The sequence below is a fragment of the Nemorincola caseinilytica genome (genome assembly GCF_039540515.1).
Lineage (GTDB): Bacteria > Bacteroidota > Bacteroidia > Chitinophagales > Chitinophagaceae > Nemorincola > Nemorincola caseinilytica.
Genome location: NZ_BAABFA010000011.1, coordinates 186,313 through 212,563, shown reverse-complemented (window position 1 = coordinate 212,563; position 26,251 = coordinate 186,313). Strand labels below are relative to the sequence as shown.

Sequence of the window (26,251 nt, the reverse complement as noted above, 5' to 3'; positions counted from 1 at the left end):
AAAGCCAGGGACCGGTTCTGATGTTGGTCCCTGGCCTTTTATAAAGAATTTGAATTAGGCTGATACACTTCGTGTAGCGCCGCTGGCTACTGCAGAGCGACCTGTGATACGGCCGGTCTTCATCAGACCATCGTAGTGGTTCATCAGCAGATAGCTTTCTACCTGTTGCAGCGTATCAAGGATAACACCTACACCTATCAGCATTGATGTACCACCGAAGAATGAAGCAAGACCACTGGTCACATGCAGCACCGATGCTATACTGGGCAGTATACCTGCTATGGCCAGGAAGAATGCGCCGGGCAGGGTGATACGGTCCATGATGGTAGCTATGTAGTTAGCAGTATCCTCACCTGGCTTCACACCTGGTATGAAGCTGTTATTGCGCTTCAGGTTGTCGGCCATCTCAGTTGGGTTGAAGATGAGCGCGGTGTAGAAGTAAGTGAAAGCTATTACAAGCACAGCATAGATGAGGTTATACCACAGCGAACGGTTGTCCGACAGTGCCTGAACGAAACCTGCCGCTTTTTCATTGGTAGTGAAACCGGTGAATATGGTAGGTATGAACATCATGGCCTGTGCGAAGATGATAGGCATCACACCTGCAGAGTTCACTTTCAGGGGTATGAAATCGCGGGAGCCGCTCACTTCGTTGGCTGCATTGGTACTGCCTATTATACGGCGGGCATAGTTCAGCGGTATCTTACGCACACCCTGTGTAAGGAGTATGAGACCTACTATCACAGCTATGAACACCACTATCTCTACCAGGAATATCAGCAGACCCAGTGTACCGGCTACGTTCCTTGAGGTGAATTCGTTGATGATAGACTCGGGGAAACGGCCAAGGATACCCACCATGATGATGAGCGATGTACCATTACCTATACCACGGTCGGTGATCTTCTCACCCATCCACATTACGAACAGAGTACCGGCAGTAAGCACTACCACGGTAGTAAGCCAGAACATGAACGGACTGAAGTCGGGAGCTATAGAATTGATATACTGTGGAGAACGCAGGTAAGCTACATATGCGCTGGCCTGAAAAGCAGTAACGATAACTGTGAGGTAACGCGTGTATGAATTGATCTTACGGCGACCGCTGTCTTCCTTCTGCATCTTGGCTATCTGGGGTATAACGATACCGGCAAGCTGCATGAAGATAGACGCAGAGATGTAAGGCATCACACCCAGTGCGAAGATAGAGGCACGGCTGAATGCGCCACCGGAGAACATGTTGAACAGACCCAGCAGGCCGTTAGGGCCGGCCTGGTCCATAAGACCTGTAGGGTTTATACCTGGCAGGGATATGTTGCAGCCTACACGATATACCAGCACAAGGAGTATCGTATAAACGATACGCTTGCGCAGCTCATCAATGCTCCAGATATTCTTCAGTTTGTCAATAAATTTCTTCACAGTAATTTGTTCTAAAAAAATGAAATGCGAATAAACGATAAAAGACGCATTTTACCAAAAATGCGTCTTATAGTTCTTAAAGAATTTCTATCGAGCCGCCGGCTGCTGTGATAGCCTCTTTTGCTTTGGCGCTGGCCGCATGCACCTTGAACGGTATGGCGGATTTCAGTTCGCCGCTGCCCAGTATCTTCACCTGGTCGGTGCGGTTGATAAGTCCATTGATGTACAGAACATCGGGAGTGAATTCTGTGATGCTGTATTTTTCAGCAAGCATGTCCACCTGGCCCAGGTTGAACACTTTGTAGTCCACACGGAACGGGTTCTTGAAACCACGCTTCGGCATGCGGCGCTGTATAGGCATCTGGCCACCTTCATGACCCCTCTTCGACTGGTAACCGGTATCGGCCTGCTGGCCTTTGTTACCCCTTGTAGCTGTTCCACCATGACCGCTACCTTCACCACGGCCTATACGTTTTGGTTTCTTTACAGAGCCTTGTGCAGGCTTCAGATTGTGCAGTTGCATCTCTTACGATTTTTGAACTTGCGCGGAATGTAAAACCGCTCGCAGATCCGGTTAAAAAATATTATTTTACTTCTTCCACTTTTACGAGGTGGTGTACAGCCTTCACCATACCCATTATCTGGGGTGTGGCCTCTACCTCTACAGTGTGATGCATGCGGCGCAGGCCCAATGCTATAAGGGTGCGCTTCTGGCGCGCCATGCGGTCTATACCGCTTTTCACCTGTGTTATCTTTATCTTGGACATAACTTCAGAATTCAAAGAATTTCATAGATGGGCCGGCAAAAGGCTGGCCCGTTTACTTTTTCGGAATTAACCGTTGAATACCTTTTTCAGGCTTACATTGCGCTGCTTGGCCACCTGTACAGGCTCACGCAGCATACCCAGTGCAGTGAAAGTAGCCTTCACCACGTTGTGCGGGTTTGCAGAACCCAGAGATTTCGACAGAACGTCTGTGATACCTGCAGACTCCAGCACGGCACGCATGCTACCACCTGCTATCACACCTGTACCGTGAGCGGCTGGTTTGATAAGTACCTTTGCAGCGCCATCTTTAGCGAACTGCTCGTGAGGTATCGTACCGCGCATCACCGGAACTTTGATAAGGTTCTTCTTGGCATCATCTATACCCTTGGTGATAGCCTCCTGAACTTCCTTCGCCTTGCCCAGACCATGGCCTACAACACCATTACCGTTGCCTACCACTACCAGTGCCGAAAAGCTGAAAGCGCGTCCACCCTTTGTGGTCTTTACCACGCGGTTGATAGCCACTACTTTTTCATGGAGCTCAAGGTCGCCGCCTTTTACACGATTGAATTGTGTCTTCATACTATTTTTAAATTAGCTAATGTGCTCAGCTCCTCGGCCAATGTCACATTTTTTATGTTTTTCAATGCCCTGCAAAGGGCGATCTTATTAGTATCGTTCTTCGGCCATCGGCCGCACAGAAGAATTAGAATTTCAGTCCACCTTCGCGGGCGCCTTCAGCTACAGCCTTCACACGGCCGTGGTACAGGTAACCACCACGATCGAACACGCAACCGGAAACACCCAGTGCAGTTGCTTTCTGTGCCAGTGCCTTACCTACGTTGAAAGACATCTCTACCTTAGTGCCTTTTACAGCGGCTATATCTTTCTGCCTTGAATTTGCTGCGGCCAGTGTAGTGCCGGTAGCATCGTCTATAAGCTGTGCGTAGATGTCGCTATTGCTGCGGAACACAGAAAGCCTGGGCTTCTGGGCAGTACCGCTCACCTTTGCACGTATACGCCAACGGAGTTTCTGACGACGTATCACTTTTTGATCTTGTGCCATTTTATTTTTCTTTTTTACGGGCTCATCCTTTTACAGGATGGCTACCGGAGTTAACCCCACCCTTTGAGGGCATAAAACGGGGTAAAATTTATTCTTTATTCAAAAAAATCGCTTGCTTACCTTATCTCCCTTTTTAGGAGCCGGGGGTTATTTACCAGCAGACTTACCAGCCTTACGACGAACCACCTCACCCATGTAGCGTACACCTTTACCTTTGTAAGGCTCTGGCTTACGCAGGCTACGCAGCTTTGCGGCTACCTGGCCTAGCAGTTGCTTGTCTATACCTTCCAGGGTTATTGTAGGGTTCTTACCTTTTTCAGCGGTAGCAGAAGCCTTTATTTCCTTAGGAAGTTCGAATATGATGTTGTGAGAGAAACCGAGTGCGAGATCTATCTGCTGACCGGTAACGGCAGCACGATAACCCACACCTACCAGCTCCAGGTCCTTCCTGAAACCTTCGGTAACACCTGTTACCATGTTGGCAACGAGTGAACGATACAGGCCATGCAGTGCGCGATGACGTATCTGGTCAGTAGGACGGGTGATAAGCACCTGGTCGCCTTCTACCTTCACTATGATATCACGGTCCAGTTCCTGGCGCAGTTCGCCTTTAGGACCTTTTACTACTACTTCATTGGCGGGGCTAACAGTAAGTGTTACGCCTTTTGCGAGAGTCACCGCCTTTTTTCCTATACGAGACATAAAATGATGTTCAAAAAAAGTTATTCAAAAAAATAGTGGCCGTTTTCAGTTACCGTATAGAGAACTTTACATTCTCGGCCGTTTATTTATTCATCAGCCAACTATTACATCAGCCGATCAGATAATTACTAGTATATGTTGGCCATTACTTCACCACCTACATTCTGTGCGCGCGCTTCCTTATCGGTCATTACGCCCTTAGATGTAGAAACGATAGCTATACCCAGGCCACTCTGTACTTTGCGTATCTCAGAAGGCTTTGCGTACTGGCGCAGACCCGGACGGCTTACACGCTCCAGAGAGCGGATAGCAGGCTCTTTTGTCTGAGGATCGTATTTCAGAGCTATCTTGATAAGACCCTGCTTGTTATCGTCTTCGAACTTGTACTTCAGTATATAACCTTTGTCGTAAAGGATCTCCGTCATGCGCTTCTTTACATTTGAAGCCGGGATCTCAACTATGCGATGGCGAGCCATCTGGGCATTACGGATACGGGTAAGGAAGTCTGCTATTGGATCTGTTACCATTTTTTTATTTGATGATATTTGTAAAGAAATTTGTTACGAGTATCGGCCTCGCATCAGTGCGGGACGACTTTGAAACATTGCCTACCGGTATACACTTTCGTACACGGGCCGGAGGGCGGTTACCAGCTTGCTTTACGAACGCCTGGTATCTTGCCGTCCAGTGCCATATCGCGGAATATGTTGCGGCAGATGCCGAAGTGGCGCATATAGCCACGCGGGCGACCTGTGAGCTGGCAACGGTTCCTGAGACGCACCGGAGATGCGTTCTTAGGCAGTTTGTCAAGGGCTTCGTAGTTACCTTCAGCTTTCAGGGCTGCACGCTTTGCGGCATACTTTGCCACCAGGTATTCGCGTTTGCGCTGGCGGGCTTTTACTGATTCTCTTGCCATAGTTTTTTATATTGGTAGATGGTAAGTAGTAATTAGTATATGGTCAATGTCTCTTTGGAAGAATGGTCCTATCGGCCATGTACTATCTACTAAATACTATCAGCTATCTACTAGTTTTTAGTACCTGTTTTTTCCATGTTGGTGAAAGGCATACCCATCAGCCTCAGCAGTTCGTAGGCCTCTTCGTTGGTCTTTGCAGTAGTAACGAAGGTGATGTCCATACCGCTGATGCGAGGCAGCTTGTCTATGTTTATCTCAGGGTAGATGATCTGCTCTGTGATACCCATAGTATAGTTACCACGGCCATCGAAAGACTTTTCGCTGATACCTTTGAAGTCACGCACGCGGGGCAGTGATATAGAGATGAAACGGTCCATGAACTCGAACATCTTTATATGGCGCAGTGTAACGCGACAGCCGATAGGCATGTTCTTACGCAGCTTGAAGTTAGATATATCTTTCTTAGACATAGTAGGCACAGCCTTCTGACCGGTGATGATGGTCATTTCGTTCACCGCGTCATCTATCATCTTCTTGTCCGATGTAGAACCCTTCACACCCTGGTTCAGGCACACCTTTACCAGGCGTGGGCACTGCATTACAGACTTGTACCCGAATTTCTTCATCAGTGCGGGTGCCACTTCATCCCTGTACTTCTTCTGAAGACGTGGGGCATATGTTGTATTCGTTGCCATTATTTGATCGCCTCCCCTGATGTTTTAGATATGCGAATAAAACCTTTTTCTGTACGCTCGCGCCTTACACGGGTACCTTTCTTGGACTTGGCATCCCACAGTAGCACATTAGATATGCTGATAGGAGCTTCCTCCTTCACGATACCACCCTGTGGGTTCTGTGCATTAGGCTTCAGGTGTTTGGTCACCATGTTCACGCCCTCTACCAGTATGCGTGCTTCAGAAGGCATCACAGCCAGCACCGTACGGGGCTCTGTGCGGTTCTTGTCGTCGCCGGCTATCACCACAACGCTGTCGCCTTTCTTGATGTTGAACTTTGGTTTGAATCTCTTGTTCACTGTTATGATATTTGAGCTGTATCAATGCCGCTCTTTTGAAACGGGCTGCAAAGGTACAACAATTTTTACAATACTTCCGGTGCCAGGGAAACAATTTTCATGTACCCCTTATCGCGCAGCTCGCGGGCCACTGGGCCGAAGATACGCGTACCGCGCGGATCGTCAGAGTTGTTCAGCAACACTACAGCGTTGTCGTCAAAGCTGATATATGATCCGTCCTTGCGGCGCAATTTGTTCTTGGTGCGTACGATGACCGCTTTCGACACGGTACCCTTTTTCATACCGCCGCCGGGAAGAGCGTCCTTTACGGTAACAACGATCTTGTCGCCGATACCAGCATAGTCCTGCCCCGAGTTACCCAACACGCGAATGCAAAGTACTTCTTTGGCACCGCTGTTATCGGCTACATTCAGCCGTGATTCTTGTTGTATCATCTTAAAAAGTTACTTAGCTTTTTCAATAATTTCTACCAGGCGCCAGCGTTTGGTCTTGCTCAGCGGGCGAGTTTCCATGATGCGCACCACATCGCCTATACCGGCAGTGTTTTGCTCATCGTGAGCATGGAAACTGGATGTTTTCTTAAGGAACTTACCGTAAATGGGGTGTTTCACTTTACGCTCAACGTTAACAGTGATGGTCTTCATCATCTTGTTGCTGCTAACTACCCCTATACGGGTCTTCCTGCTTTTTCTTTCGGTCGTCATAAATTGACAGTATGATTGATTATAAACCTAATGCTCTTTTACGCTGTTCAGTTTTCAGACGCGCTATCTGCCGGCGAAGTGTCTTAATAGAGAGCGGGTTCTCTATCGGTGTAACTGCATGGCTGAACTTCGTCCTTTTAAGGCGCATTTCCTCTTCACCGATCTTTTCGTTCAGTGCCTGGTCATCCAGTGAGCGGTACTCGTCAGCTTTCGCTTTTTTTGAATTTGCCATTGTTTTACTTTTTAGTCGAAGGCCGCAGACCGAATGTCGAAAGTCACACTCTCATACCCGGGACCGGCCCCTCTTATTATTCTACTGTTCCTGAAGAACAGCTTTCTACTTTATACTCTCTACTTTATACTTGTATTATGCACCGGCATAGTCATGACGAACAACGAACTTCGTCTTGATAGGCAATTTCTGCGCGGCCAGTTCCAGAGCTTCCTGGGCTACCTTCATAGGTACGCCTTCAGCTTCGAACATGATCATACCGGGTTTCACTACAGCAGCCCAGAACTCCAGGTTACCCTTACCTTTACCCATACGCACTTCAGCCGGCTTGCGGGTGATAGGCTTATCAGGGAATATGCGGATCCATACATTACCCTCACGTTTCATGTGGCGGGTCATTGCCTGGCGCGCAGCTTCTATCTGGCGGTTCGTTATCCACTTTGGCTCAAGAGCTTTCAGGCCGAATGAACCGAAGGCTACAGTTGCACCACGCTGTGCATTACCCTTGATCCTGCCTTTATGCGCTTTACGATGTTTTACTTTCTTAGGTTGTAACATTGTTACACGTTTTATTAAAATACCTTACAAAATATTATGATCTGCGGCTGCCTGCACCTGCACGGTCGCCACCACGACGGTCACCACCGCCACCACGACGATCGCCACCACCACGGCGGTCACCGCGGTCGCCACCGCGACGGTCGCCCCTGTCTCCACGTTCACCGCGGCCTTCACCACCCTGGAAACCACCTGTCGGACGGTTGCCACGGCTGTCAGAATTCGCAGAGAAGTTGGGGTTCAGATCGCGCTTGCCCAGTACTTCACCTTTACATATCCACACCTTCAGGCCTATCTTACCATATACGGTCATAGCATATACAGAAGCATAGTCTATATCCATACGGTATGTGTGCAGTGGTGTACGGCCCTGTTTGAACTCCTCTGAACGAGCTATCTCAGCACCGTTCAGACGGCCACCTGCCTTTATCTTGATACCTTCTGCACCCATGCGCATAGCGGTAGATATAGCCATCTTTATAGCACGCTTGTAGCTAACGCGGCCTTCTATCTGGCGGGCAATGGTCTCTCCTACTATCATAGAGTCCAGTTCAGGACGGCGTATCTCCATGATGTTGATCTGCACATCGTCCTTCTTGGTAAGCTTCTTCAGCTCCTCCTTTATACGGTCCACTTCTGTACCGCCCTTACCGATGATGATACCGGGCTTTGAAGTGTGTATGGTAACGATGAGCTTGCCCAATGTGCGCTCTATCACTATGCGGGAGATACCTCCTTTGTTGATACGCGCATTGAGATAGTTGCGGATCTTGTGATCTTCAACGAGCTTGCCGCCGAAGTCCCTCTTTTCGCCATACCACATTGAGTCCCATCCGCGGATGATGCCCAACCTGTTACCTATAGGATTACATTTTTGACCCATTATGATCGTTATTAAGCTATTATGATATTAGTTATATATTGGTCTTAGTTAGCTGCCTGGTTGCGGCTGTCCACAATTATAGTTATGTGGTTGCTGCGCTTGCGCACACGGTATGCGCGGCCCTGGGGTGCAGGACGCATACGCTTCAGCATACGGCCACCATCTACGAATATGGTCTTTACATACAGGTTAGCATCAGCTATATCCACACCTTCGTTCTTTACCCTCCAGTTGGCGATAGCGCTTACCAGCAGCTTCTCCATAGGCACAGAATTGTGCTTCGGGCTGAATTTCAGAGTGTTCAGCGCATTTTCAACATCCATACCGCGTACCAGATCGGCCAGCAGGCGCATCTTGCGGGGAGAGGTCGGTACATTCCTTAAACGGGCAACAGCTTCCATTTTATTTTCAATTAGCTGATGTGATACTCGGCTCTCACGCCTGCAATGCACATCAATGTTATTTTAGTTATTCGATTATAATTCATCTACGGGCCATGATCACTCATGACATGCAGTGTCTATTACTTCGTACCGCTATGGCCTTTGAAGTTGCGGGTAGGAGAGAACTCACCGAGTTTGTGACCCACCATATACTCGGTAACATATACCGGTATGAACTTGTTGCCATTATGTACCGCGAAGGTGTGGCCTACGAAGTCAGGAGTGATGGTGCTGCGACGGCTCCATGTTTTTACTACACCCCTCTTTGCCTTACCATCGTTTATAGCGTCTACCTTTTTGCTAAGGTTAGCGTCTACATAAGGTCCTTTTCTTATTGAACGAGCCATTTTATTGACTATTTATTTTTTGTGTTAGGGGCCGTGGCCCTTAAGATTCTTTCGTTACTTATTTACCTGCAAGCTTCTTACCGTTCCTGCGCTGGATGATCAGCTTGTTAGAAGCCTTCGTCCTGCTGCGTGTGATCTCGCCCTTAGCGTATTTACCCTTACGGCTGCGTGGGTGACCGCCGGAAGAACGACCTTCACCACCACCCATCGGGTGATCCACAGGGTTCATCGCCACACCACGGTTGCGAGGCTTGATGCCTTTCCAACGGTTGCGGCCGGCCTTACCCATAGACTGAAGACCGTGATCGCTGTTCGATACTATACCTACAGTGGCCATACAAGTGCTCAGCACTTTGCGCAGCTCGCCGCTTGGCATTTTCAGTACGCAATACTTTTCTTCTTTCGCGTTCAGCTGTGCATAGGTACCAGCAGAGCGGGCCATTGCACCGCCGCGGCCAGGATGCAGCTCTATGTTGTGCACCACAGTACCCAGGGGCATGTTCTTCAAAGGAAGAGCATTACCAACTTCCGGAGCCACAGTACTACCGCTGATAACAGTAGCACCTACTTCCAGACCCTGAGGGGCTATGATGTAGCGCTTTTCGCCATCTGCATAAGACAGCAGAGCTATAAAGGCTGTACGGTTCGGATCGTACTCTATGGTCTTTACAGTAGCTTTTATATCGCTCTTGTTGCGCTTGAAGTCTACTATACGGTACTTTATCTTGTTACCGCCACCTATATAGCGCATAGCACGACGACCCTGTACGTTACGTCCACCTGTGCCTGGCTTTGCTTCCAGCAGGCTCTTTTCAGGTACGTTCGTTGTAACCTCTGCGTAAGCGTTACCTATCCTCCAACGCGTTCCGGCTGTGACCGGTTTGTATTTACGTAATGCCATTTTACTTTATATTAGCTGATGTGACGATCAGCTACAGTAGCCGATACTCGCATCGTTTTATTATTGTTTACTCTTTCTGCTCATCGGCAGGAAATTACCTGCCCCCGAGGTGATTAGTTAGTGAACAGATCTATTGTTTCGCCCTCTACAAGTGTTACCACCGCTTTTTTGTAAGATGGCTTGCGACCCGACAGCAGACCGGCCTTTGTGAAGCGGGCTTTGCTCTTTGCAGGCACCACCATAGTGTTCACATTAGCAACGCGTACACCATAGAAGCTTTCTACAGCTTTCTTTATCTCCAGCTTATTGGCCTGCTTGCCCACTACGAAAGTGTAGCGGCCTGCGCGCTCCATCTGGCGATTCACTTTTTCGGTTATTACCGGCCTTACCAGTATATCTGAAACTTTCATTTTCTTATTTATTAGCTGGTGCTGCGGCCGGGCCATCGCACCTAGTTATTGTCTGTTTATTTGTTACCGGCAAGGCCGGCCCACACTTAGGCAGCTACTTCAGCAGGCTCCTCGTTGAACATTTTGGCAGCAGACTCGGTGAAGATGATCACACTGGCATTGGTAATGTCGTATGTGTTCATATCGCTCAGGGCCACTGTCTTGTTCGACTGCAGGTTACGGCCGCTCAGGTACACGTTCTGGTCGTGCTCAGGCAGTATCAGCATAGACTTCCTGTTGTCGCCGCGCAGTGCATCCAGCATAGAAGCGAAAGTGCTGGTCTTCGGAGCCGATACGTTCAGGTCCTCTACTATCACTATCTTGTTCTCGCGGGCCTTGTATACCAGTGCCGATACCTTTGCCAGGTCTTTCACCTTGCGGTTCAGCTTAAAGCTGTAGGCATGTGGCTTAGGACCGTTAACGGTACCACCACCTTTATACAATGGGTTGCGGATGTTGCCCTTACGAGAGCCTCCGGTACCCTTCTGCTTGTGCAGTTTCTTTGAAGAACCATGCACTTCGGCACGGGTCTTTGTCTTGTGCGTGCCCTGGCGCTGTGCTGCGAGGTATTGCTTTACCGCAAGGTAAATACAATGATCGTTGGGCTCTGCTCCGAAAATATCATCAGGAAGTTCTACCGAACGGCCTGTCTTTTCGCCTTTAGTATTTAATACGTCAACTATCATGACTGAACTTAATTCTGAATTAAAACAATAGAACCATTATGGCCGGGAACCGAACCGCTTATCAATATGTAGTTCTGCTCGGGGAATACTTTCACCACGCGCAGCGCCTTTACCTTCACACGCTCGTTGCCCATGCGGCCTGCCATGCGCATGCCTTTGAACACGCGGCTGGGGTAAGATGAACCACCCACCGAGCCCGGAGCGCGCTGACGGTCGTGCTGGCCATGGGTAGCTTCACCCACACCGCTAAAACCATGGCGCCTTACAACACCCTGGAAACCTTTACCTTTCGAAGTGCCTATAACGCTTACCTTCTCACCTTCGGTAAATATCTCACAGGTGATGTTCTCACCTACATTCTTATCTATGGAACAATTGCGAATTTCCTTTACGACACTCTTGGGAGTAGTGCCCGCCTTTGCGAAGTGATTGATCTGCGCGCCTGGCGTATTTTTAGCTTTTGCCTCGCCGAACGCGATCTGCAGAGAGCTGTAACCGTCGGTATCTACGGTCTTCTTTTGAGTAACCACACAAGGTCCAGCTTCGATAATGGTGCAGGCTGTCTGCTTACCATTAGGCTCAAAAATGCTGGTCATACCGATCTTTTTACCAATAATACCTTTCATTATTATTATATTATTTTAGTCGAGCGCCCGGGTCTTTTCCTGATGATACATCAAAGGAGTGTGGTCCGGGATCAACTGTTTTTCAATTCTATTAAGAACTATATCGCACCGCGCTCTTCGCAGAGCGGGAGGATGTACTTTCACTATTTTAAGAACTTCACTTCTGCCTCTCTTTACATCTCCTCCCCCTTGAGGGAGCCTGCCTGCCGATAGGCAGGGCTGGGAGGGGCTAAGGCGTCTATCACGCCTTTATCTCTACTTCTACACCGCTGGGCAGGTCTAGCTTCGACAGAGCGTCAACTGTGCGCGAAGAAGATGTGTATATGTCCAGCAGGCGCTTGTGCGTGCACAACTGGAACTGCTCACGGGCTTTCTTGTTAACGTGCGGCGAGCGCAGTACTGTAAAGATCTTCTTCTCTGTGGGCAAAGGAATAGGGCCTGTTACCACTGCTCCTGTGTTGCGCACCGTCTTAACGATCTTATCTGCCGATTTGTCAACCAGATTGTGGTCGTAAGATTTTAGCTTTATTCTGATACGCTGTGACATACTTATAAATATCTTCTTCCCTTTAAAAATTTGGGACTGCAAAGGTAGGCAACATTTTGGAAAAGCAAAATATTTTTCAGGATTTTTTTCCGTGTGCTATCCCTACTCCATACCTGCTCCCCTACCACCTCACATTCCGAACGGGGCGCAAAGGTAGTACATATGTACATATGGGCCAAATATATGCCCTCCCCACCCCATCTATGTTTCCCAAATACAAAAAGATCATTTACTTTTACCCATTATCCATTTTCTAAAATACCCGGTCTTGAAAAGAACATTACGATCACTTATCCTGGGCTTACTGGTATCTCTTTGCGGCGGCACTGCCGGTGCGCAATATATCATCCACATAGCCGGAAACAACTATTACGACCATGGCGGAGACGGCGGCAAGGCGCTCAATGCCTCGCTGCGCTGCCCTATGAGCGTGGCCAGAGACCCATTTGGCAACCTCTATATAGGCGATGGCGGCCCGCTGGGCTACAATAACGATGCCTGTATACGCAAAATAACCCCCGATGGCATCATCACCACCATAGCCGGTGTGCGCAATGTAGGCGATAGCGCCAGCAATACCCAGGACAGCATACCCGGCATACGATACAAGCTGCAGGGCTGTGCAGGTATGTGCATAGACCGCGATACCAACCTCGTAATAGCCGACGGCGTGAGTATGGTACTGAAGCTGGACCTCAAAACAGGCTACATCAAGAAAATAGCAGGCCGGAGAGGCGTGAAGGGCGACACCGGTACATGGAACTGGAGTATGGTGCTGAACAGCCCTTACGATGTAGCTGTGGACAGGTCGGGCAACCTGTATATAGCCGAGATAGGCAACCATATGGTACGCCGCATCAATTATGGTGGCACACGCGCTGTTACCACCATTGCGGGCCGGGCAAATATGCCGGGCTTCTTTGGCGATGGCGGCCCTGCCATCAATGCCAAGCTGGACCAGCCTCGTGGCCTGTATGTAGATGCCGACTACAACGTATACATAGCCGATTATATGAACAACCGCGTGCGTATGGTGAGCGGTGCCAACGGCAATATCTCTACCGTAGCGGGTAGTGGGCTTGGCTATGGCGGCGATGGCGGCCCTGCTGCATCGGCCCTGCTTACACAGCCGGTACGCGTCACTATGGACGAGTCGAAGAACCTTTACATATCCGATGTGGCAAACCAGCGCATACGCAAGGTGGCCGCAGGTACGGGCATCATCACTACCTATGCAGGTAATGGCGACATCTTCACCGGCCCCGATGTGCTGGGCAACGGCGGACCCGCTACAGCGGCCTGCATAGTACCTTATGGCCTCGCGTTCGATGATTGTGGCAACCTCTATGTTGGCAGTTCTATGTTCAACGTAAGGGCCATTACCGTTACCAAGCCCAAGGCCCGCGACAGCATGCTGTGTGGCGCCAAGGTAGTGTCTGCCCCCTTTGTGAACACCTACAGCCAGGAAGGCCCCGCAGTATATCCCGACCCCAGCAATGGCCGTTTCACCTTCCGCCTTCCTTCTGCCGTATCCGAACCTGTGGATGTGATAGTGACCGACATGGCCGGCAGAAAAGTGGCAGAGATGACCACCTACACCAACAAAGACACCGAACTGAACATAGGCAACGTACCCGGCCTGTATCTCCTGCAGGCATCTACGCCTGCCGGCAAATGGAGCCGCAAAGTAGTAGTGCAATAAACGAACAAAGTTTTTTACATCATAGCAAGAGGCTGTCTCCCATTGAGACAGCCTCTTTTTTTCGCACTAGGCGGGGCCATAAAATGTGGATATCCTTCCCTGCATTCTGTACGAAGTACCGCCCAGAACAAGGTAACTTCGTACTGCTATGAAAAAACAACTATTATCCGCATTACTGCTGTGCGCCGCTACCCTGGCGCACGCCCAACGTGTATATACCACCAACAACCGTGGTACGTCCGACCTGAAGGTCTTCGTCACAGATAAAGCCTCAGATGCGGACCTCAATGTCTACAAGGTGCCCAACAAATACGATGCAGGCAAAGACCTGGAAGAGGGCCTGTGGTATTTCACCGACCATGGTACCGAAGCGCGTACCCGCATCACTTTTGTTGATAAAGCCACCCAGGCCGATATCCAGATACGTTTCGTGAGCAGCAGATTCAGCGCCGGCAAAGGCTGGGGCAAGAGGGCGGACAAGCTGGGCAGCATTCTCAACAAGTAACAAAAAAGCACCCTCATGGGGTGCTTTTTTAAAGACTTTCAGTATCTGCTATCCTTATGGCGCTATGGCATAAGTGATGTTGCATTTCTCATTGTCGTCGGTGCGTATCAGCGTCAGGTGGTGTGCTTCTACCATCGGTATTATGTAGCGCGCCGTAGTGCCCTTCTTACCTTTTTTCAGTATCAGTATCACATTGCCCACTTCATCGCTGTTTATGGTGTATGTACCTGTTTCCCTTGGGTTGTCACGCATATCCCTGAAGGTGCGCACATAAGTACCGTAGTTTATGTTGTTGCTGTTGCTTACTGTCAGCTCCAGCGTAGAGAACCAGTGTATATAGTGCGCTTCAGAACCTATTTTATCCGGGCATTTCATACCTACGAAATACCAGGTCTTATCAAATAGCTCATGACGGTTGATGGGATCGGTAGTGCTGGGGGGGAAGGGCGGCTTTTGCGCCATAGCAGCTACAGGCAGCGCCATCAGGCACGTCAGGAAAATGTTTTTGAGCATGGTTTTTATCATACAAATATTTTTCTTCGGGAGTAAAAGTAATAAAACCTTCTTTGAAATTCCTAATAGTGTGGCGCAAAATAAGCAAAGAACAGAAAAGTACAAGTACCCTGCCACAAAAAGCTTCTGTACAGCGCACTGCAGGTATGTATCCCGTTGCCACTAGCCCACTATCTTGTTATCGTTCAGCTACCGTCTTTACTGATCGCCGTCATCGCTGCCAAACACATTCTTTTTACTTTTGCACTCTTATTTTGGTTTTCACAAGTACTTTTGTCCGTTCATAACACATATGTCAGCGCTCAAGTTCCACCCGCTAAAAGTAAAAGATGTACGCACCGAAACAGCCGATTGCGTTTCGGTATCGTTCCATATACCTGCCGAGCTGAAGGAGGCCTTTGCCTTCCGTCCCGGGCAGTATCTTACCTTCCGCACACACATCGATGGTGCAGAGGTGCGCCGCTCCTACTCCATATGCGCCAGCCCCGGCGAGGGCGACCTGCGTGTGGCCATAAAAAAAGTAGAGCAGGGCAAATTCTCTACCTGGGCCAATGGTACATTGCGCCCCGGCGATGTCATAGATACCATGCCCCCCATGGGCAACTTCACCCCCAGGGACCGCACTGGCCGCAGGAACTACCTGGCCTTTGTAGCGGGCAGTGGCATCACCCCGGTCATGAGCATTATGAAAGCCGTGCTGGAAGAAGACCCCGAAAGCACCTTCACCCTCATATACGGCAACCGCACGCGCAACAGCATCATCTTCCGCGAGGCCATAGAAGGCCTGAAGAACAAGTATATGCTGCGCCTGCGCCTGTACCATGTGCTCAGCCGCGAGTATATGGATATACCTATGTTCAGCGGCAGGCTGGGCGCACAGAAATGCAAGGACCTCTGCGATAAGATCATAGACCTCAGCACTATAGACGAGGCCTTCATCTGCGGCCCCGAGGATATGATACTTTCCATTCGCCAGCAATTGGTAGACATGGGGATGCCTACCGGCAAGGTACATATAGAGCTCTTCACCTCGCCCGATCAGCCGAAGCAGGGCCACGAGAAATGGGTATCGACCCACAAGGGCGATGACGGGCCCAAAAGCAAGGTCAGCATCACGCTCGATGGCGCTACCTTCGATATGGAGGTAGGCTTTAATGGCGAGACCATACTCGATGCCGCCCTCAAGGCCGGCGCCGACCTCCCCTATGCCTGCAAGGGTGGCGTATGCTGCACATGCCGTGCAAAAGTGACCGAGGGCGAGGTGGAAATGGAGGTGAACTACGCCCTGGAGCACGACGAAATAGAAAAAGGTTTTGTGCTCACCTGCCAGGCACACCCCCGTACCGAACGAGTAGTGATAGATTTCGATGCACGCTAAGGCCCGTCGCTGCTGCGTTTTAGCAACTTTCAGCTAATGACAGCATGCCGGTTATATGTGCAAAAAGAATATTTACGAAAGTTATGGATTTTTAAAAATGGCGACTATATTTGCATGAATAATTCACAAAACACATTCAGAATATGAAAAAACTGATCCTCGCTTTATTGGCTGTGGGTTCTGTGGCAACAGCGAACGCACAGGAACCAAGGAGTATCTTAGTTTATGGCAATGTTGGCTTACACCAGGACAGGCTTCCTAACCTCCAGAAGAACACAATGTGGAACGCTACTCCAGGCGTTGGTTACCAGTTCAACCACAACTGGACAGTAGGTGGTAACATAAGCTGGGGCCAGGATGCCGTAAAGGACGCAAGCGGCAGCAAGACCACTGACAATATGTATGCTGCTGGTGCTTTCGCACGTTATTCTCAGTACATACGCAGGAGCGAGATATTCTTCTGGTTCGGCCAGTTCGAATTCGCATATACCGGCGGCTACACTACCAACGATGGTAACCCCGCAACCGACAAATACAATGGCATTCGCGCAAACCTCTTCCCTGCACTGGGTATCAATGTAGGCCGTGGCCTCGCCCTCAACTTCGCTGTTGGTGGTCTTAGCTACACTACTACCAAGGGTGATAACGCTACTTACAGCCGCAACTCACTGGATCTGACCTTCGGCCAGCAGATGAACTTCGGTCTGAGCAAAAATTTCAACTGTGGCCACAAAATGCACGCTCACCACGAGCCGGGCGATGAGGTTCACCGCAGGAAGATAGACAAGATGGAAGATGAGGACGATGCAGCTCCAAAACCAAAGAGGAAGCAGAGGAGCAGGGACGAAGATGAATAAGTAGTTCCGGTCTCTCCGAAAAATATAGAAAGCCCCGCAAATGCGGGGCTTTCGCATTACAGTAAGGCCCATAATCCCGAACAATATTCTACCGCCGATACCGTTACTTTTAGTAGCTTGCCATCCGTATATGAAGCGTCATTTTATTCTCTTGCTTGTTCTTATATCTGCAGTAGCTGCGCATGCGCAGGACAGTACCTCGCACGATACCCGCATAGATGGCCCTGTTTTTCAGCGAGGCAACTATATGGCCACTATATCGGCAGGCTTCATCAATGGCTATCGCAATGAATACTCGGTACCGGCCGGGTTCGAAAAAGGAAATGCATCGGGCTTTGTGCCCGTATATATACGCGGCGAATACGCCGTTAGCGATAGGGTGAGCATAGGCATAGGCTTCTCGTTCAATACCATTATGTTCAACTCCTTCCGGCTCGACAGCGGTCACAACGGCATCATACGCCGCACCGCCACCAACCGCTGGCGGGTGTTCGGCGGCAACCTGCTGGCCTGGTATCATTTCGGCCACCTGCTGCATATACCCCGCCTCGATCCCTTTGTGGGCGGCGGTATCTGCCTCAATAATATCTCCGAGACCGCGGCCCCATCGGGCGACAGCACCATAGCCAGCACCGGCCATACCGCTACCTTCATGCTACGCGCAGGCGCACGCTACTATATCTCCCCCATGTTCAGCATCTTTGCCGATGCCGGTTACGATAAGCTCAGCATATTCAGCCTGGGTATGTCGTGCCGCTTCCTGCCGGCAAAGAAGTAAAATAGCTCTCCGGAAGAGCATTTTCAGATCTTCGCATAGCGTACATTATAAAAATACCCGCGCGACCGCGCGGACATCAGCTCTCCCTCTCCGGCGGGAGAGGGTCGGGGTGAGGCCTGCCTACAAAGAAGTAAAATAACCCTGCAGAATTTTATTCCCTTCTTGCTGTCGCAAACTCACTACCTTTGCGCAGCAAAAAAGAACCTTCATTATGAAGATACACCGCGAAGGGTATTGGTACATTGTCATAGCTACTATACTGTGGATAGGCCTCGCCTGGACCGCCATATACCTCATTCCCGACTCCGTATCGTGGATAGCAGATGCCATTACATTCATACTGTTCCTGCTGTGGTTCTGGGTGGTCATATTCTTCCGCCTCCCGCTCAGGAACATGGTACATGGCGAGGACAAGATAATATGCCCTGCCGATGGCAAGGTAGTAGTGATAGAAGAGACCTATGAGCCCGAGTATTTCAAGGATAAACGCCTGCAGGTATCTGTCTTCATGTCGCCCATCAACGTGCATGTCAATCGAAACCCCGTGAGCGGCGTGGTGAAGTACATGAAGTACCATGCGGGGAAATATCTGGTGGCATGGCACCCCAAATCATCTACCGAGAACGAGCGCACTACCATAGTCATAGGCAACGACAATGGCGATATACTCATGCGCCAGATAGCAGGCGCACTTGCCAGGCGCATATGCTACTATGTAGGCGAGGGCGATGTAGTGAAGCAGAACGAAGAGTTCGGCTTCATCAAATTCGGTTCGCGTGTCGACCTCTTTTTGCCCCTTGGCACCGTGGTAGACGTGAAGATAGGCGATGTGGTAAAGGGTGGCGTTACCGTTATAGCCCACAACAAAAGGTGATGTGCTGTTCGCCGGTAACAGAATTTCCCTAATTTTGACGTAAGTTCAGAACAACTCTAAAAAAGAAAACAATGAAAAAAATAACTTTATTGCTCGCCTCAGTGGTAATGCTGTCTGGCGTAGCTTTCGCAGAAGGCAAATCATGCTGCAAGAAGAAAGGCGAAAAATGTGCTAAGGAAGCCGGTGGCCATGCCTGCTGCAAAGACAAAAAAGAAAAAGAGCAGAAAGAAGCTAAGGAAGAGACCAAGAAAGAGTCTGCAAAGAAGAGCTCATAACCTTTCTGATAATTATTTTATCACAGGAGGCCGGTATGAGAATACCGGCTTCTTTATTTTGAACCAATAACACACCTTACTATCATGAATACCTCTCCACAAGACCATGTAGCGGTGAACCGCAAGTTATGGGACGAAAAAACGCCCTTTCACATAGCATCGGCATTCTACAGGAACGATGCCTTTAAAGCAGGCGCTTCTACCCTGAAGGATATAGAACTGGCCCTGCTGGGCGATATGGCCGGCAAGCGCATACTGCACCTGCAGTGCCACTTCGGGCAAGATAGCCTCTCGCTGGCGCGTATGGGGGCCATAGTTACCGGGGTAGACCTCTCGGGCGCAGCCATTACCTATGCCCGCCAATTGAATGATGAACTAGGCCTCAATGCCAGCTTCATCTGCGCCGATGTGTATGAGCTCCCGCAAGAACTCCTTGGTCAGTTCGATATCGTTTTCTCATCCTACGGCACCATCGTATGGCTGCCCGATATGCCCAGATGGGCCGGTAGCATAGCCCGCTGCCTGGCGCCGGGTGGCAGGTTCGTATTTGCAGAGACACATCCGCTGGTACTGATGTATGACGACAACTTCAAAGGCATCATATATCCCTACTTCAACACCGGCACCATACACGAGACCGAGCAGGGCACCTATGCCGACCGCAGCGCCGATATATCGCTGCCATCTATGACATGGAACCACACCCTGTCCGATGTGATAGGCGCACTGCTGGGCGCAGGCCTCACGCTCACTGCCTTTCACGAGTTCGACCATTGCCCATACGATTGCTTTGGCAATATGGTGCAGGTAGCCCCCGGCAAATACCAGGTAAAGGGGCAGGAAGGAATGTTTCCCCTTGTGTACTCCCTGGCTGCGCAAAAAGCACTTTGATATACACTGATAACATAGGTGGCCCGGGAACTTATTCCGGGCCATTTTGTTGTATAGCCCTGCCTGATAGGCATATAACCCGCCCCTGCACGGTACGGCCTATCTTTGCACCATGATGAACTGGACAGAACTAACGACAGAAGCTCAGGAAGAAAGTATAAAGACACTAAGCGCCAGCAAACCTGTGCTTGTATTCAAGCATAGCTCACGCTGCTCTATCAGCAACATGGCCATGGCCCGGCTGGAACAGCTGAATGACAACGATACGGCTGCATTTTTTATTATCGATGTGCTGCGCGACAGGCCCATATCTATGAAGATAGCAGAGCAATACCAGGTACATCACGAGTCGCCACAGGCCCTGCTCATAGTCAATGGCGAATGCGTCTACGACGAAAGCCACAATGGCATCACTGCAAAAGAGATAGTGGATGAGATAAACGAGTGGCGTAGCAAAATGGCCGCGCAGGCCTAGGTGGCCTATATCTCCTTGTTCTTCCAGCGGCCGCTGTATAGGTAGGCTACTGCGCCCACCAGCAGCGCCGTCCAGTATACGAACTCCGAGCCCCAGCACAGGTAGAGCGGGCTATGCCACAGCCTTATGATGAAGTGGCAATACACAAGGTATATGCCCACGCAGGTCATCTCCATGGTCAGGTTCACTATGGTATTGCCCGTACCTACCACACCATTGAACACCACCGTAGATAGCGACATGATAAGCGTAGCTACCGCTATCACCCGCAGGCTGGGTAGGGCGAACTGTATCAGCGACTCATCTCCCGTATATACCGACAGGAAGGTATGCGAGAACAGCAGCAGCACGGCACATATAACGAAGGTATACAGGAAACTGAGCCTGGCTATCTTCCATATCAGGCGTATCACCTCATCCTGCCGTCCCTGCCCTATTATATTGCTCACCATGGTATTGCAGGTAGTGGCCAGCGCCCATGTGCCTACGCTTATGATACCGAATATGTTGCGCAGCACCTGCGATGCCGCCAGCGCCTGCCCGCCCAGGTGTTCTATAAAGAAGAAGAACACCAGCCAGCCCCCTATACTGAACAGGAATTGCACTATCAGTGGCGCGGCCACCCGCAGCGATCGCTGCGAAAGCTCGGGGTCGAAGCGCAGGTAGCGCAAGAGCGGGTATTTTATATGCAGCCTGTTGTAAAGCAGCACACCTACCATTACCAGGCAGCCTGCTATCTCTGCTATCACCGAGGCCACGGCCGCACCGGAAAAGCCCATCTCCGGAAAGCCCCCATAGCCGAATATGAGCAGGTAATCCATCAGTATGTTCATAGCCGTGGCCGCTACAGAGCCATATATCAGCATACGCGACATGCTGATGGAGATAAAGAAGGAGTAAAGCAACTGGGTAAGGGCCAGGAAGGGCAATCCCCATACTCTTATGTAAATGAAATGTACACTAAGCTCGAAATTCTGGTTGTCGTGCAGGCTGAAGCCGAACAGCAGCGGCACCAGCCACAGTGTCAGCAGCATAAGCCCCAGCGAGAACATCACCGATAGCATGGCCCCATTGGCAAACAACTGCCCCAACCCTTTCTCATCACCCTCGCCTGCCCTGCGCGCCATCTGTATCTGCACACCACTGGCCAGGCCATAGCTGATCATAGAGAGGATGAGGTAGAACACACCTGTTATGCCGTTCACTCCCAACTCGCGCTGACCCAGCATTCCCAGGAAAACGGTATTGGTAAAGAAATTCAGTTGCGGTATCAGCAACGCAAGCGATATCGGAGCTGCGAGCTTTAATATCTGCCTGTTTGTAGCCTTTACACCTAAATTGTTCATATTTCCTGTACGCCTGTGTGCCGGGAAGGCACTGCGTCTTTTTTTGACCGTTCGAGGTTGCAAATGTAACAGCAATACACAACAAATAGCAGAAAACAAGGATCGGTAACATCTATTCATGTATCGAAGATGGCTCCTCGATCTATTATAGCCGATACATGCACGCGCTAATGGCTCACAACACGCTCACTGTTAACAACTTACTAGCATCTATATATCTTTAAAAGTCACTACCTTGGCATCAAATTCACCCAACAATGAAAAAATTATTCTTACTCGTGCTGGCAATGGTGGTCATCAGCACCGGCTCATTCGCACAAGACAAGAAAGCTGCAGGTAAAGGCGAGGCAGCAAAAAAAGAGGCAGCAAAAGATGCCCCTAAAACAAAAAAGGATGGCACGCCCGATATGCGCTACAAAGACAACAAAGCCAAAAAGGAAGAACCCGCACCTGCAGGGCCTACAAAAAAGGACGGCACACCTGACAAAAGGTACAAAGCCAACAAAGAGGGCGCTGCAAAAGATGCCGCTCCAGCCAAGAAATAGAATACCTTTCCACGGTCATAACGAACAGGCATGGGCTATCCATGCTTGTTCGTTATCTATATTCCATTATACCTACATCGGCCTTACCCCGTACATTTTCTTTATTTTTGCCCTGCAAAAAGCTTTCGCATCATGCGCTACTTCTTATTTTCCATACTGTTCGCTATAGTGCTGCCATCCTGCTCTCGTGATGATACCGGATGGAAGACCCACACCATACCCGAAGGCAACTTCTCGGCAGACATGCCCTCTCCCGTGCAGAAAGCAGAGAAAACTGAGGTCACTGTGTTCGGCAAGCAGGTAAGGCATTTCGTTAGGTGGAAACCCTCAAGCTTCGCCATAGACAAATTCAAACTGTTCGAAGTAAGCTATACCGATTGTCCTGCCAATGTACTTACAGACACCTTCCGCCTCAACATGATATTGGACAGTGCGGTGGAAATGCGTATAAAAGACTTCTCAGAGAACGACATCATAGACTATCAGAAGATAGAGCTGAACGGCTTTATGGGCCGTGCTTTCTTCTACGATACCCCCAAAGGCAGCACTACCGTATCGGTGAAGATATGCATAGCCGAAGGCAAACTGTACGACCTGGTGGTAGTAGCAAAGAAAGACTATGCCATCAACGAGGACATGAGCAAGTTCTTCAATTCCTTCAAGCTGCTGAAATAAATGCTACCGCACGCTCTTACCCTTCGCATACCTATGGCCGTATGCATCTGCTTTGCTCTGCTGGCAGGCTTGCCTGCATTGGCGCAAAAGGGGAAAAAGCACAGTAAGAAGGAAGAAGAAAAGATACCCGTATACAACTACGTCATAGACGACCCTATGGATGCCTTCGGGCGACAGCCACAGCCGCAGCAGGCCCCGACAAGAACGGTGACCCTACCCGAGTTCTGTATGCATGGCGGCACCGTGGCCGATACCATGTATTGGTACGAGCATTACGACGCAGCGCACAAGATCATTAACCCCGATACGCTTACCGATCACACACTACTGCGCTATGTATCGCTGATGGAAAGCTATACCGACAGGGAACATACTTATAAAGATGCATCGGGTAAACTGCAGCCACTGCCCGTATCGAAGATCATATACAGGTACGACCGCCTGGGGGCAGACAAATGGCTGTCGGTGAACTATAAGACCAATAAGACCTTCAAGCTGCAGGACCATGTGAACGACATAGTGCGCAGGGACACCATCAGGAGTACCGATGGCAGTTCGGTGATACGCGCATACTATCGCGTATCACAGCTTCAATGATCTAATTGATCTGCCACTGCTGCGTCACCTCGGCCAGCGCACTTTCACTACCCGTTATCTGGGCCATGCGCTGTATCACCCTGTCCACAAGGGCATCAGGGCACGATGCGCCCGATGTTATCATCACCCTTAGCGGCCGCGACCGTGGCAGGTAACCTGTGGTCACCTTCTCGGAATGTGTATGCAGGTCGTAATGCCGCACCTCATCGGCAGACAGCAGGCAATGCTCATCGTTTATGTAGTAGGTAGGCAGCCTTAGCTCGCACAGCTCTGCCAGGTGCGATGTATTAGAACTGTTGTACCCTCCTATCACCAGTGCCAGGTCGGCCTGCTGCTCCAGCATACCTTCCACTGCGCCCTGGTTATCGTTGGTGGCATAGCATAGCGTATCGCGTGTATCGGCAAATCGCTCGGCAGCACGGTCGGCAGGCAGGCCATGGTGTTGCAGTATGGTCTGTTTCAGCCGGTCGGCTATGGCCTGTGTCTCGCTGGCCAGCATGGTGGTCTGGTTTACTACACCTATGCGTTGCAGGTCCTTTGCCACGTCAAAACCCTCAGAATACTGTCCTCTCAGGTCGGTATAGAATTGTGCTGCGGGCAGCTCCTCTTTTATATACCTGCCCAGCAGCATGGCCTGCTCCATATCGCGCACTACTACTGTGGGCGTATGTGCCTTGCTGTGCGAGAAGGTAGCGCGTGTCTCTTCATGGTCGGGCTTGCCGTGTACCACTATGGTATAGCCATCGTCTCCTATCTTTCCCGCGCGGTTCCATACTTTTTCTACAAAGGGGCAGGTGGTCTCGTATCGCGTAGGATCTATGCCCTTATCGCGCAGTTGCTGTTCCAGTTCCAGCGTGGTGCCAAAGGCGGGTATTATCACCACATCATCGGCCGTCAGTTCATCCCAGTTCAGCAGCATCTTTCCTTTGGTATCCATTATGAAACGCACCCCACGGGCCACCAGGTCGGCATTTACGCCGGGGTTGTGTATCATTTCGCTCAGCAGAAATATGCGTTTGCCGGGGTTCTCCTCTACCGCTCTGAAGGCTATCTCTATAGCGTTCTCCACCCCGTAGCAAAACCCGAAATGGCGCGCCAGTATCACCTGCAGCGCACCCAGGTCCAGTACCGTGGGCGTCAGGTCGCGCTTCATCTTATCGTCGGCCTTACGCTTCCTCTTTATGGCGCTCACCAGCGGGCTCCGGTAGTGTACCGGCACATTGAATGACTTCATAGCAGCGCAAAATTAGGCATTACCTATATAATAGCCCCTGAGCCGCATTACTTTAACTTGTCTTTGAACACCTTTTTGAACTTCTCTACCTTCGGCCCCACCACAAATTTGCAGTATGGCTGGTCCTTGTTCTCGTTGTAGTAGTTCTGGTGATAGTCCTCTGCTACATAGAACTTTTTGAAGGCCGATATCTCTGTCACCACGGGTTTGTCCCATGCTTTCTCCTCGTTCAGTTTCTGTTTGTAGGCTTCGGCCTTTTGTTTCTGCTCCTCGTTGTGGTAGAATATCACCGATCGGTACTGTGTACCTATGTCGTTGCCCTGCCTGTTCAGCTGCGTAGGGTCGTGCGATGTCCAGAATGCGGCCAGCAGCTCGTCATAGCTTATTACCGCAGGGTCGTAATATACGTTCACCACCTCGGCATGGCCGGTATTGCCTGCACATACCTGCTTGTAGGTAGGGTCGTCTACCTGGCCGCCGCTAAAGCCCGACTCCACATGCCGCACACCCTTCAGCATCTGGAACTGTGCCTCTACGCACCAGTAGCAGCCTCCGCCAAATGTGGCCGTCTCTTCCTTATGTGTCTTATCTGTACCTGCGGTAGTATTCATCTCTTGAAATGCTTTTGATGTATGGAGGTTATCCTTCTGCCCACATGCCTGTAGCTGCATTGTTACAAAAATAAATAGCAGCATGTTACGGATCAGCTTTTTCATATACTTCAAAATTAAGGGTTATCTGCGGCAGCTATCCCGCATGACATGCTTATGAGTGCATCTGCAAATGCTATTTATGCCTGTTTTAACAATATTATTTGGCGAAATGCGAAATAGGTATACATTTGTGAAACCTTTTGGTTTCATATTTTTTAAACCTTACAAAAATGAACACACATCCATTCATCATCGAAAGAACATTCAATGCCCCGGCGAGTATGCTGTGGCAGGCCATCGCCGATCGCGATCACATGAAACAATGGTACTTCGATATAGCCGACTTCCGACCCGTACAGGGGCACGAATTCAGCTTCAATGCCGATTGTGAAGGCAGTACCTACCTGCACATCTGCAAGGTCACAGAGGCCATACCCGAACAAAGACTTTCCTACACCTGGCGGTACGATGGCCATCCCGGCACATCGCATGTCGTCTTCGAGCTCTTTGCCGAGGGCGATAGGACGCGCCTGCGGCTCACCCACGAAGGGCTGGAAACTTTCGGCACCACCAACCCCCACCTCGAAAGGAAGAGCTTCGAGAAAGGCTGGGCAGTATTCCTCGACGACGCACTTACAATATATCTTTCCACGGAGCTGATAAACAATTGA

39 protein-coding genes are annotated in these 26,251 nt (G+C 50.1%); 13 read left to right on the top strand and 26 right to left on the bottom strand.

Going from position 1 to position 26,251, the window contains the following annotated elements:
• Window positions 1-54: 54 nt before the first annotated feature.
• From secY to rpsJ, 22 genes are all read right to left on the bottom strand, one after another.
• On the bottom strand, window positions 55-1,422 hold the full coding sequence (gene secY, locus ABD843_RS10295; protein WP_345082552.1) for a preprotein translocase subunit SecY: 1,368 nt from the start codon (window positions 1,420-1,422) through the stop codon (window positions 55-57).
• Between the two features lie 76 nt (window positions 1,423-1,498).
• Window positions 1,499-1,945: a 50S ribosomal protein L15 gene (rplO, locus tag ABD843_RS10290; RefSeq protein ID WP_345082549.1), complete on the bottom strand. Its 447-nt coding sequence runs from the start codon at window positions 1,943-1,945 to the stop codon at window positions 1,499-1,501.
• A 61-nt stretch (window positions 1,946-2,006) separates the two neighbouring features.
• Window positions 2,007-2,189 carry a 50S ribosomal protein L30 gene (gene rpmD, locus ABD843_RS10285; protein WP_345082546.1) on the bottom strand — a complete coding sequence of 61 codons (183 nt, stop codon included), beginning with the start codon at window positions 2,187-2,189 and terminating at the stop codon, window positions 2,007-2,009.
• Between the two features lie 66 nt (window positions 2,190-2,255).
• On the bottom strand, window positions 2,256-2,771 hold the full coding sequence (rpsE, locus tag ABD843_RS10280; protein ID WP_345082543.1) for a 30S ribosomal protein S5: 516 nt from the start codon (window positions 2,769-2,771) through the stop codon (window positions 2,256-2,258).
• A 124-nt stretch (window positions 2,772-2,895) separates the two neighbouring features.
• Window positions 2,896-3,255 (bottom strand): 50S ribosomal protein L18, encoded by a 360-nt coding sequence (gene rplR, locus ABD843_RS10275; protein WP_345082540.1) that lies wholly within the window; start codon window positions 3,253-3,255, stop codon window positions 2,896-2,898.
• Between the two features lie 147 nt (window positions 3,256-3,402).
• Entirely contained in the window at window positions 3,403-3,957 is a 555-nt protein-coding gene (rplF, locus tag ABD843_RS10270; protein ID WP_345082537.1) for a 50S ribosomal protein L6, read from the bottom strand.
• Window positions 3,958-4,085: 128 nt separating this feature from the next.
• The gene (rpsH, locus tag ABD843_RS10265) at window positions 4,086-4,484 is read right to left on the bottom strand and encodes a 30S ribosomal protein S8 (protein WP_345082534.1); all 399 of its coding nucleotides are present in this window, start codon (window positions 4,482-4,484) and stop codon (window positions 4,086-4,088) included.
• A 119-nt stretch (window positions 4,485-4,603) separates the two neighbouring features.
• On the bottom strand, window positions 4,604-4,873 hold the full coding sequence (rpsN, locus tag ABD843_RS10260) for a 30S ribosomal protein S14 (RefSeq protein WP_345082531.1): 270 nt from the start codon (window positions 4,871-4,873) through the stop codon (window positions 4,604-4,606).
• Window positions 4,874-4,983: 110 nt separating this feature from the next.
• The gene (gene rplE, locus ABD843_RS10255) at window positions 4,984-5,568 is read right to left on the bottom strand and encodes a 50S ribosomal protein L5 (RefSeq protein ID WP_345082528.1); all 585 of its coding nucleotides are present in this window, start codon (window positions 5,566-5,568) and stop codon (window positions 4,984-4,986) included.
• Window positions 5,568-5,906 (bottom strand): 50S ribosomal protein L24, encoded by a 339-nt coding sequence (gene rplX / locus ABD843_RS10250; protein WP_345082525.1) that lies wholly within the window; start codon window positions 5,904-5,906, stop codon window positions 5,568-5,570. The genes rplE and rplX overlap by 1 nt, the downstream gene beginning before the upstream one ends.
• Window positions 5,907-5,971: 65 nt before the next feature.
• Window positions 5,972-6,340: a 50S ribosomal protein L14 gene (rplN, locus tag ABD843_RS10245; RefSeq protein ID WP_345082522.1), complete on the bottom strand. Its 369-nt coding sequence runs from the start codon at window positions 6,338-6,340 to the stop codon at window positions 5,972-5,974.
• Between the two features lie 9 nt (window positions 6,341-6,349).
• The gene (gene rpsQ, locus ABD843_RS10240) at window positions 6,350-6,610 is read right to left on the bottom strand and encodes a 30S ribosomal protein S17 (RefSeq protein ID WP_345082519.1); all 261 of its coding nucleotides are present in this window, start codon (window positions 6,608-6,610) and stop codon (window positions 6,350-6,352) included.
• A gap of 19 nt (window positions 6,611-6,629) precedes the next feature.
• The gene (gene rpmC, locus ABD843_RS10235) at window positions 6,630-6,842 is read right to left on the bottom strand and encodes a 50S ribosomal protein L29 (RefSeq protein ID WP_345082516.1); all 213 of its coding nucleotides are present in this window, start codon (window positions 6,840-6,842) and stop codon (window positions 6,630-6,632) included.
• Between the two features lie 135 nt (window positions 6,843-6,977).
• The gene (gene rplP, locus ABD843_RS10230; RefSeq protein WP_345082513.1) at window positions 6,978-7,400 is read right to left on the bottom strand and encodes a 50S ribosomal protein L16; all 423 of its coding nucleotides are present in this window, start codon (window positions 7,398-7,400) and stop codon (window positions 6,978-6,980) included.
• 34 nt (window positions 7,401-7,434) lie between these two features.
• Entirely contained in the window at window positions 7,435-8,283 is an 849-nt protein-coding gene (gene rpsC / locus ABD843_RS10225; protein WP_345082510.1) for a 30S ribosomal protein S3, read from the bottom strand.
• 44 nt (window positions 8,284-8,327) lie between these two features.
• Window positions 8,328-8,684, bottom strand: coding sequence for a 50S ribosomal protein L22 (rplV, locus tag ABD843_RS10220; RefSeq protein WP_345082507.1), 357 nt, complete (start codon window positions 8,682-8,684; stop codon window positions 8,328-8,330).
• A gap of 122 nt (window positions 8,685-8,806) precedes the next feature.
• Window positions 8,807-9,073: a 30S ribosomal protein S19 gene (gene rpsS / locus ABD843_RS10215; protein WP_345082504.1), complete on the bottom strand. Its 267-nt coding sequence runs from the start codon at window positions 9,071-9,073 to the stop codon at window positions 8,807-8,809.
• Window positions 9,074-9,131: 58 nt separating this feature from the next.
• Window positions 9,132-9,974 carry a 50S ribosomal protein L2 gene (gene rplB, locus ABD843_RS10210; protein WP_345082501.1) on the bottom strand — a complete coding sequence of 281 codons (843 nt, stop codon included), beginning with the start codon at window positions 9,972-9,974 and terminating at the stop codon, window positions 9,132-9,134.
• A 113-nt stretch (window positions 9,975-10,087) separates the two neighbouring features.
• On the bottom strand, window positions 10,088-10,384 hold the full coding sequence (rplW, locus tag ABD843_RS10205) for a 50S ribosomal protein L23 (RefSeq protein WP_345082498.1): 297 nt from the start codon (window positions 10,382-10,384) through the stop codon (window positions 10,088-10,090).
• An 86-nt stretch (window positions 10,385-10,470) separates the two neighbouring features.
• Window positions 10,471-11,109 carry a 50S ribosomal protein L4 gene (gene rplD / locus ABD843_RS10200; RefSeq protein WP_345082496.1) on the bottom strand — a complete coding sequence of 213 codons (639 nt, stop codon included), beginning with the start codon at window positions 11,107-11,109 and terminating at the stop codon, window positions 10,471-10,473.
• A gap of 8 nt (window positions 11,110-11,117) precedes the next feature.
• Window positions 11,118-11,735 carry a 50S ribosomal protein L3 gene (gene rplC, locus ABD843_RS10195; protein ID WP_345082493.1) on the bottom strand — a complete coding sequence of 206 codons (618 nt, stop codon included), beginning with the start codon at window positions 11,733-11,735 and terminating at the stop codon, window positions 11,118-11,120.
• Window positions 11,736-11,976: 241 nt separating this feature from the next.
• Window positions 11,977-12,282: a 30S ribosomal protein S10 gene (gene rpsJ / locus ABD843_RS10190; protein ID WP_345082490.1), complete on the bottom strand. Its 306-nt coding sequence runs from the start codon at window positions 12,280-12,282 to the stop codon at window positions 11,977-11,979.
• A gap of 268 nt (window positions 12,283-12,550) precedes the next feature.
• Between rpsJ and ABD843_RS10185 the strand changes: the two genes are divergently transcribed.
• Together ABD843_RS10185 and ABD843_RS10180 are read left to right on the top strand one after the other, a co-directional pair.
• Entirely contained in the window at window positions 12,551-13,984 is a 1,434-nt protein-coding gene (locus ABD843_RS10185) for an NHL domain-containing protein (RefSeq protein WP_345082487.1), read from the top strand.
• A 148-nt stretch (window positions 13,985-14,132) separates the two neighbouring features.
• Window positions 14,133-14,489, top strand: a complete 357-nt coding sequence (locus tag ABD843_RS10180) for a 7(1) septoil knot domain-containing protein (protein ID WP_345082484.1) — start codon at window positions 14,133-14,135, stop codon at window positions 14,487-14,489.
• Between the two features lie 54 nt (window positions 14,490-14,543).
• Here ABD843_RS10180 and ABD843_RS10175 read toward each other — a convergent pair whose 3' ends face one another.
• Window positions 14,544-15,002, bottom strand: a complete 459-nt coding sequence (locus tag ABD843_RS10175) for a hypothetical protein (RefSeq protein WP_345082481.1) — start codon at window positions 15,000-15,002, stop codon at window positions 14,544-14,546.
• Window positions 15,003-15,294: 292 nt separating this feature from the next.
• Here ABD843_RS10175 and paaE point away from each other — a divergent pair, with 292 nt between their 5' ends.
• From paaE to ytxJ, 7 genes are all read left to right on the top strand, one after another.
• Complete coding sequence (paaE, locus tag ABD843_RS10170; RefSeq protein WP_345082478.1) at window positions 15,295-16,380, top strand: 1,2-phenylacetyl-CoA epoxidase subunit PaaE; 1,086 nt, start codon at window positions 15,295-15,297, stop codon at window positions 16,378-16,380.
• Between the two features lie 143 nt (window positions 16,381-16,523).
• The gene (locus ABD843_RS10165) at window positions 16,524-17,237 is read left to right on the top strand and encodes an outer membrane beta-barrel protein (RefSeq protein WP_345082475.1); all 714 of its coding nucleotides are present in this window, start codon (window positions 16,524-16,526) and stop codon (window positions 17,235-17,237) included.
• Between the two features lie 151 nt (window positions 17,238-17,388).
• A complete protein-coding gene (locus ABD843_RS10160) occupies window positions 17,389-18,015 on the top strand; it encodes a hypothetical protein (RefSeq protein ID WP_345082472.1) in 627 nt (208 codons plus the stop codon).
• Between the two features lie 211 nt (window positions 18,016-18,226).
• Window positions 18,227-18,889 (top strand): phosphatidylserine decarboxylase family protein, encoded by a 663-nt coding sequence (locus ABD843_RS10155; protein ID WP_345082469.1) that lies wholly within the window; start codon window positions 18,227-18,229, stop codon window positions 18,887-18,889.
• Window positions 18,890-18,960: 71 nt separating this feature from the next.
• Window positions 18,961-19,164 carry a hypothetical protein gene (locus ABD843_RS10150; RefSeq protein ID WP_345082466.1) on the top strand — a complete coding sequence of 68 codons (204 nt, stop codon included), beginning with the start codon at window positions 18,961-18,963 and terminating at the stop codon, window positions 19,162-19,164.
• An 84-nt stretch (window positions 19,165-19,248) separates the two neighbouring features.
• A complete protein-coding gene (locus ABD843_RS10145) occupies window positions 19,249-20,055 on the top strand; it encodes a class I SAM-dependent methyltransferase (RefSeq protein WP_345082464.1) in 807 nt (268 codons plus the stop codon).
• 112 nt (window positions 20,056-20,167) lie between these two features.
• Window positions 20,168-20,530 (top strand): bacillithiol system redox-active protein YtxJ, encoded by a 363-nt coding sequence (gene ytxJ, locus ABD843_RS10140; protein WP_345082461.1) that lies wholly within the window; start codon window positions 20,168-20,170, stop codon window positions 20,528-20,530.
• A 5-nt stretch (window positions 20,531-20,535) separates the two neighbouring features.
• Here the strand turns inward: ytxJ and ABD843_RS10135 are convergent, their stop codons facing one another.
• Window positions 20,536-21,876, bottom strand: a complete 1,341-nt coding sequence (locus ABD843_RS10135; RefSeq protein ID WP_345082458.1) for an MATE family efflux transporter — start codon at window positions 21,874-21,876, stop codon at window positions 20,536-20,538.
• A gap of 257 nt (window positions 21,877-22,133) precedes the next feature.
• Here ABD843_RS10135 and ABD843_RS10130 point away from each other — a divergent pair, with 257 nt between their 5' ends.
• The 3 genes from ABD843_RS10130 to ABD843_RS10120 all read left to right on the top strand — a co-directional run bounded on the left by ABD843_RS10130 (window position 22,134) and on the right by ABD843_RS10120 (window position 23,693).
• Window positions 22,134-22,421 carry a hypothetical protein gene (locus tag ABD843_RS10130; protein WP_345082455.1) on the top strand — a complete coding sequence of 96 codons (288 nt, stop codon included), beginning with the start codon at window positions 22,134-22,136 and terminating at the stop codon, window positions 22,419-22,421.
• A gap of 132 nt (window positions 22,422-22,553) precedes the next feature.
• Window positions 22,554-23,096: a hypothetical protein gene (locus ABD843_RS10125; RefSeq protein WP_345082452.1), complete on the top strand. Its 543-nt coding sequence runs from the start codon at window positions 22,554-22,556 to the stop codon at window positions 23,094-23,096.
• Window positions 23,097-23,693, top strand: a complete 597-nt coding sequence (locus ABD843_RS10120) for a hypothetical protein (protein WP_345082449.1) — start codon at window positions 23,097-23,099, stop codon at window positions 23,691-23,693.
• Window position 23,694: 1 nt separating this feature from the next.
• On the opposite strand, the gene ABD843_RS10115 is transcribed toward ABD843_RS10120, so the two are convergent.
• Together ABD843_RS10115 and msrA are read right to left on the bottom strand one after the other, a co-directional pair.
• The gene (locus tag ABD843_RS10115) at window positions 23,695-24,927 is read right to left on the bottom strand and encodes a 4-hydroxy-3-methylbut-2-enyl diphosphate reductase (protein ID WP_345082446.1); all 1,233 of its coding nucleotides are present in this window, start codon (window positions 24,925-24,927) and stop codon (window positions 23,695-23,697) included.
• 47 nt (window positions 24,928-24,974) lie between these two features.
• Window positions 24,975-25,643: a peptide-methionine (S)-S-oxide reductase MsrA gene (gene msrA / locus ABD843_RS10110; RefSeq protein ID WP_345082443.1), complete on the bottom strand. Its 669-nt coding sequence runs from the start codon at window positions 25,641-25,643 to the stop codon at window positions 24,975-24,977.
• Window positions 25,644-25,810: 167 nt separating this feature from the next.
• On the opposite strand from msrA, the gene ABD843_RS10105 reads away from it, so the two are divergent.
• Complete coding sequence (locus tag ABD843_RS10105; RefSeq protein ID WP_345082440.1) at window positions 25,811-26,251, top strand: SRPBCC family protein; 441 nt, start codon at window positions 25,811-25,813, stop codon at window positions 26,249-26,251.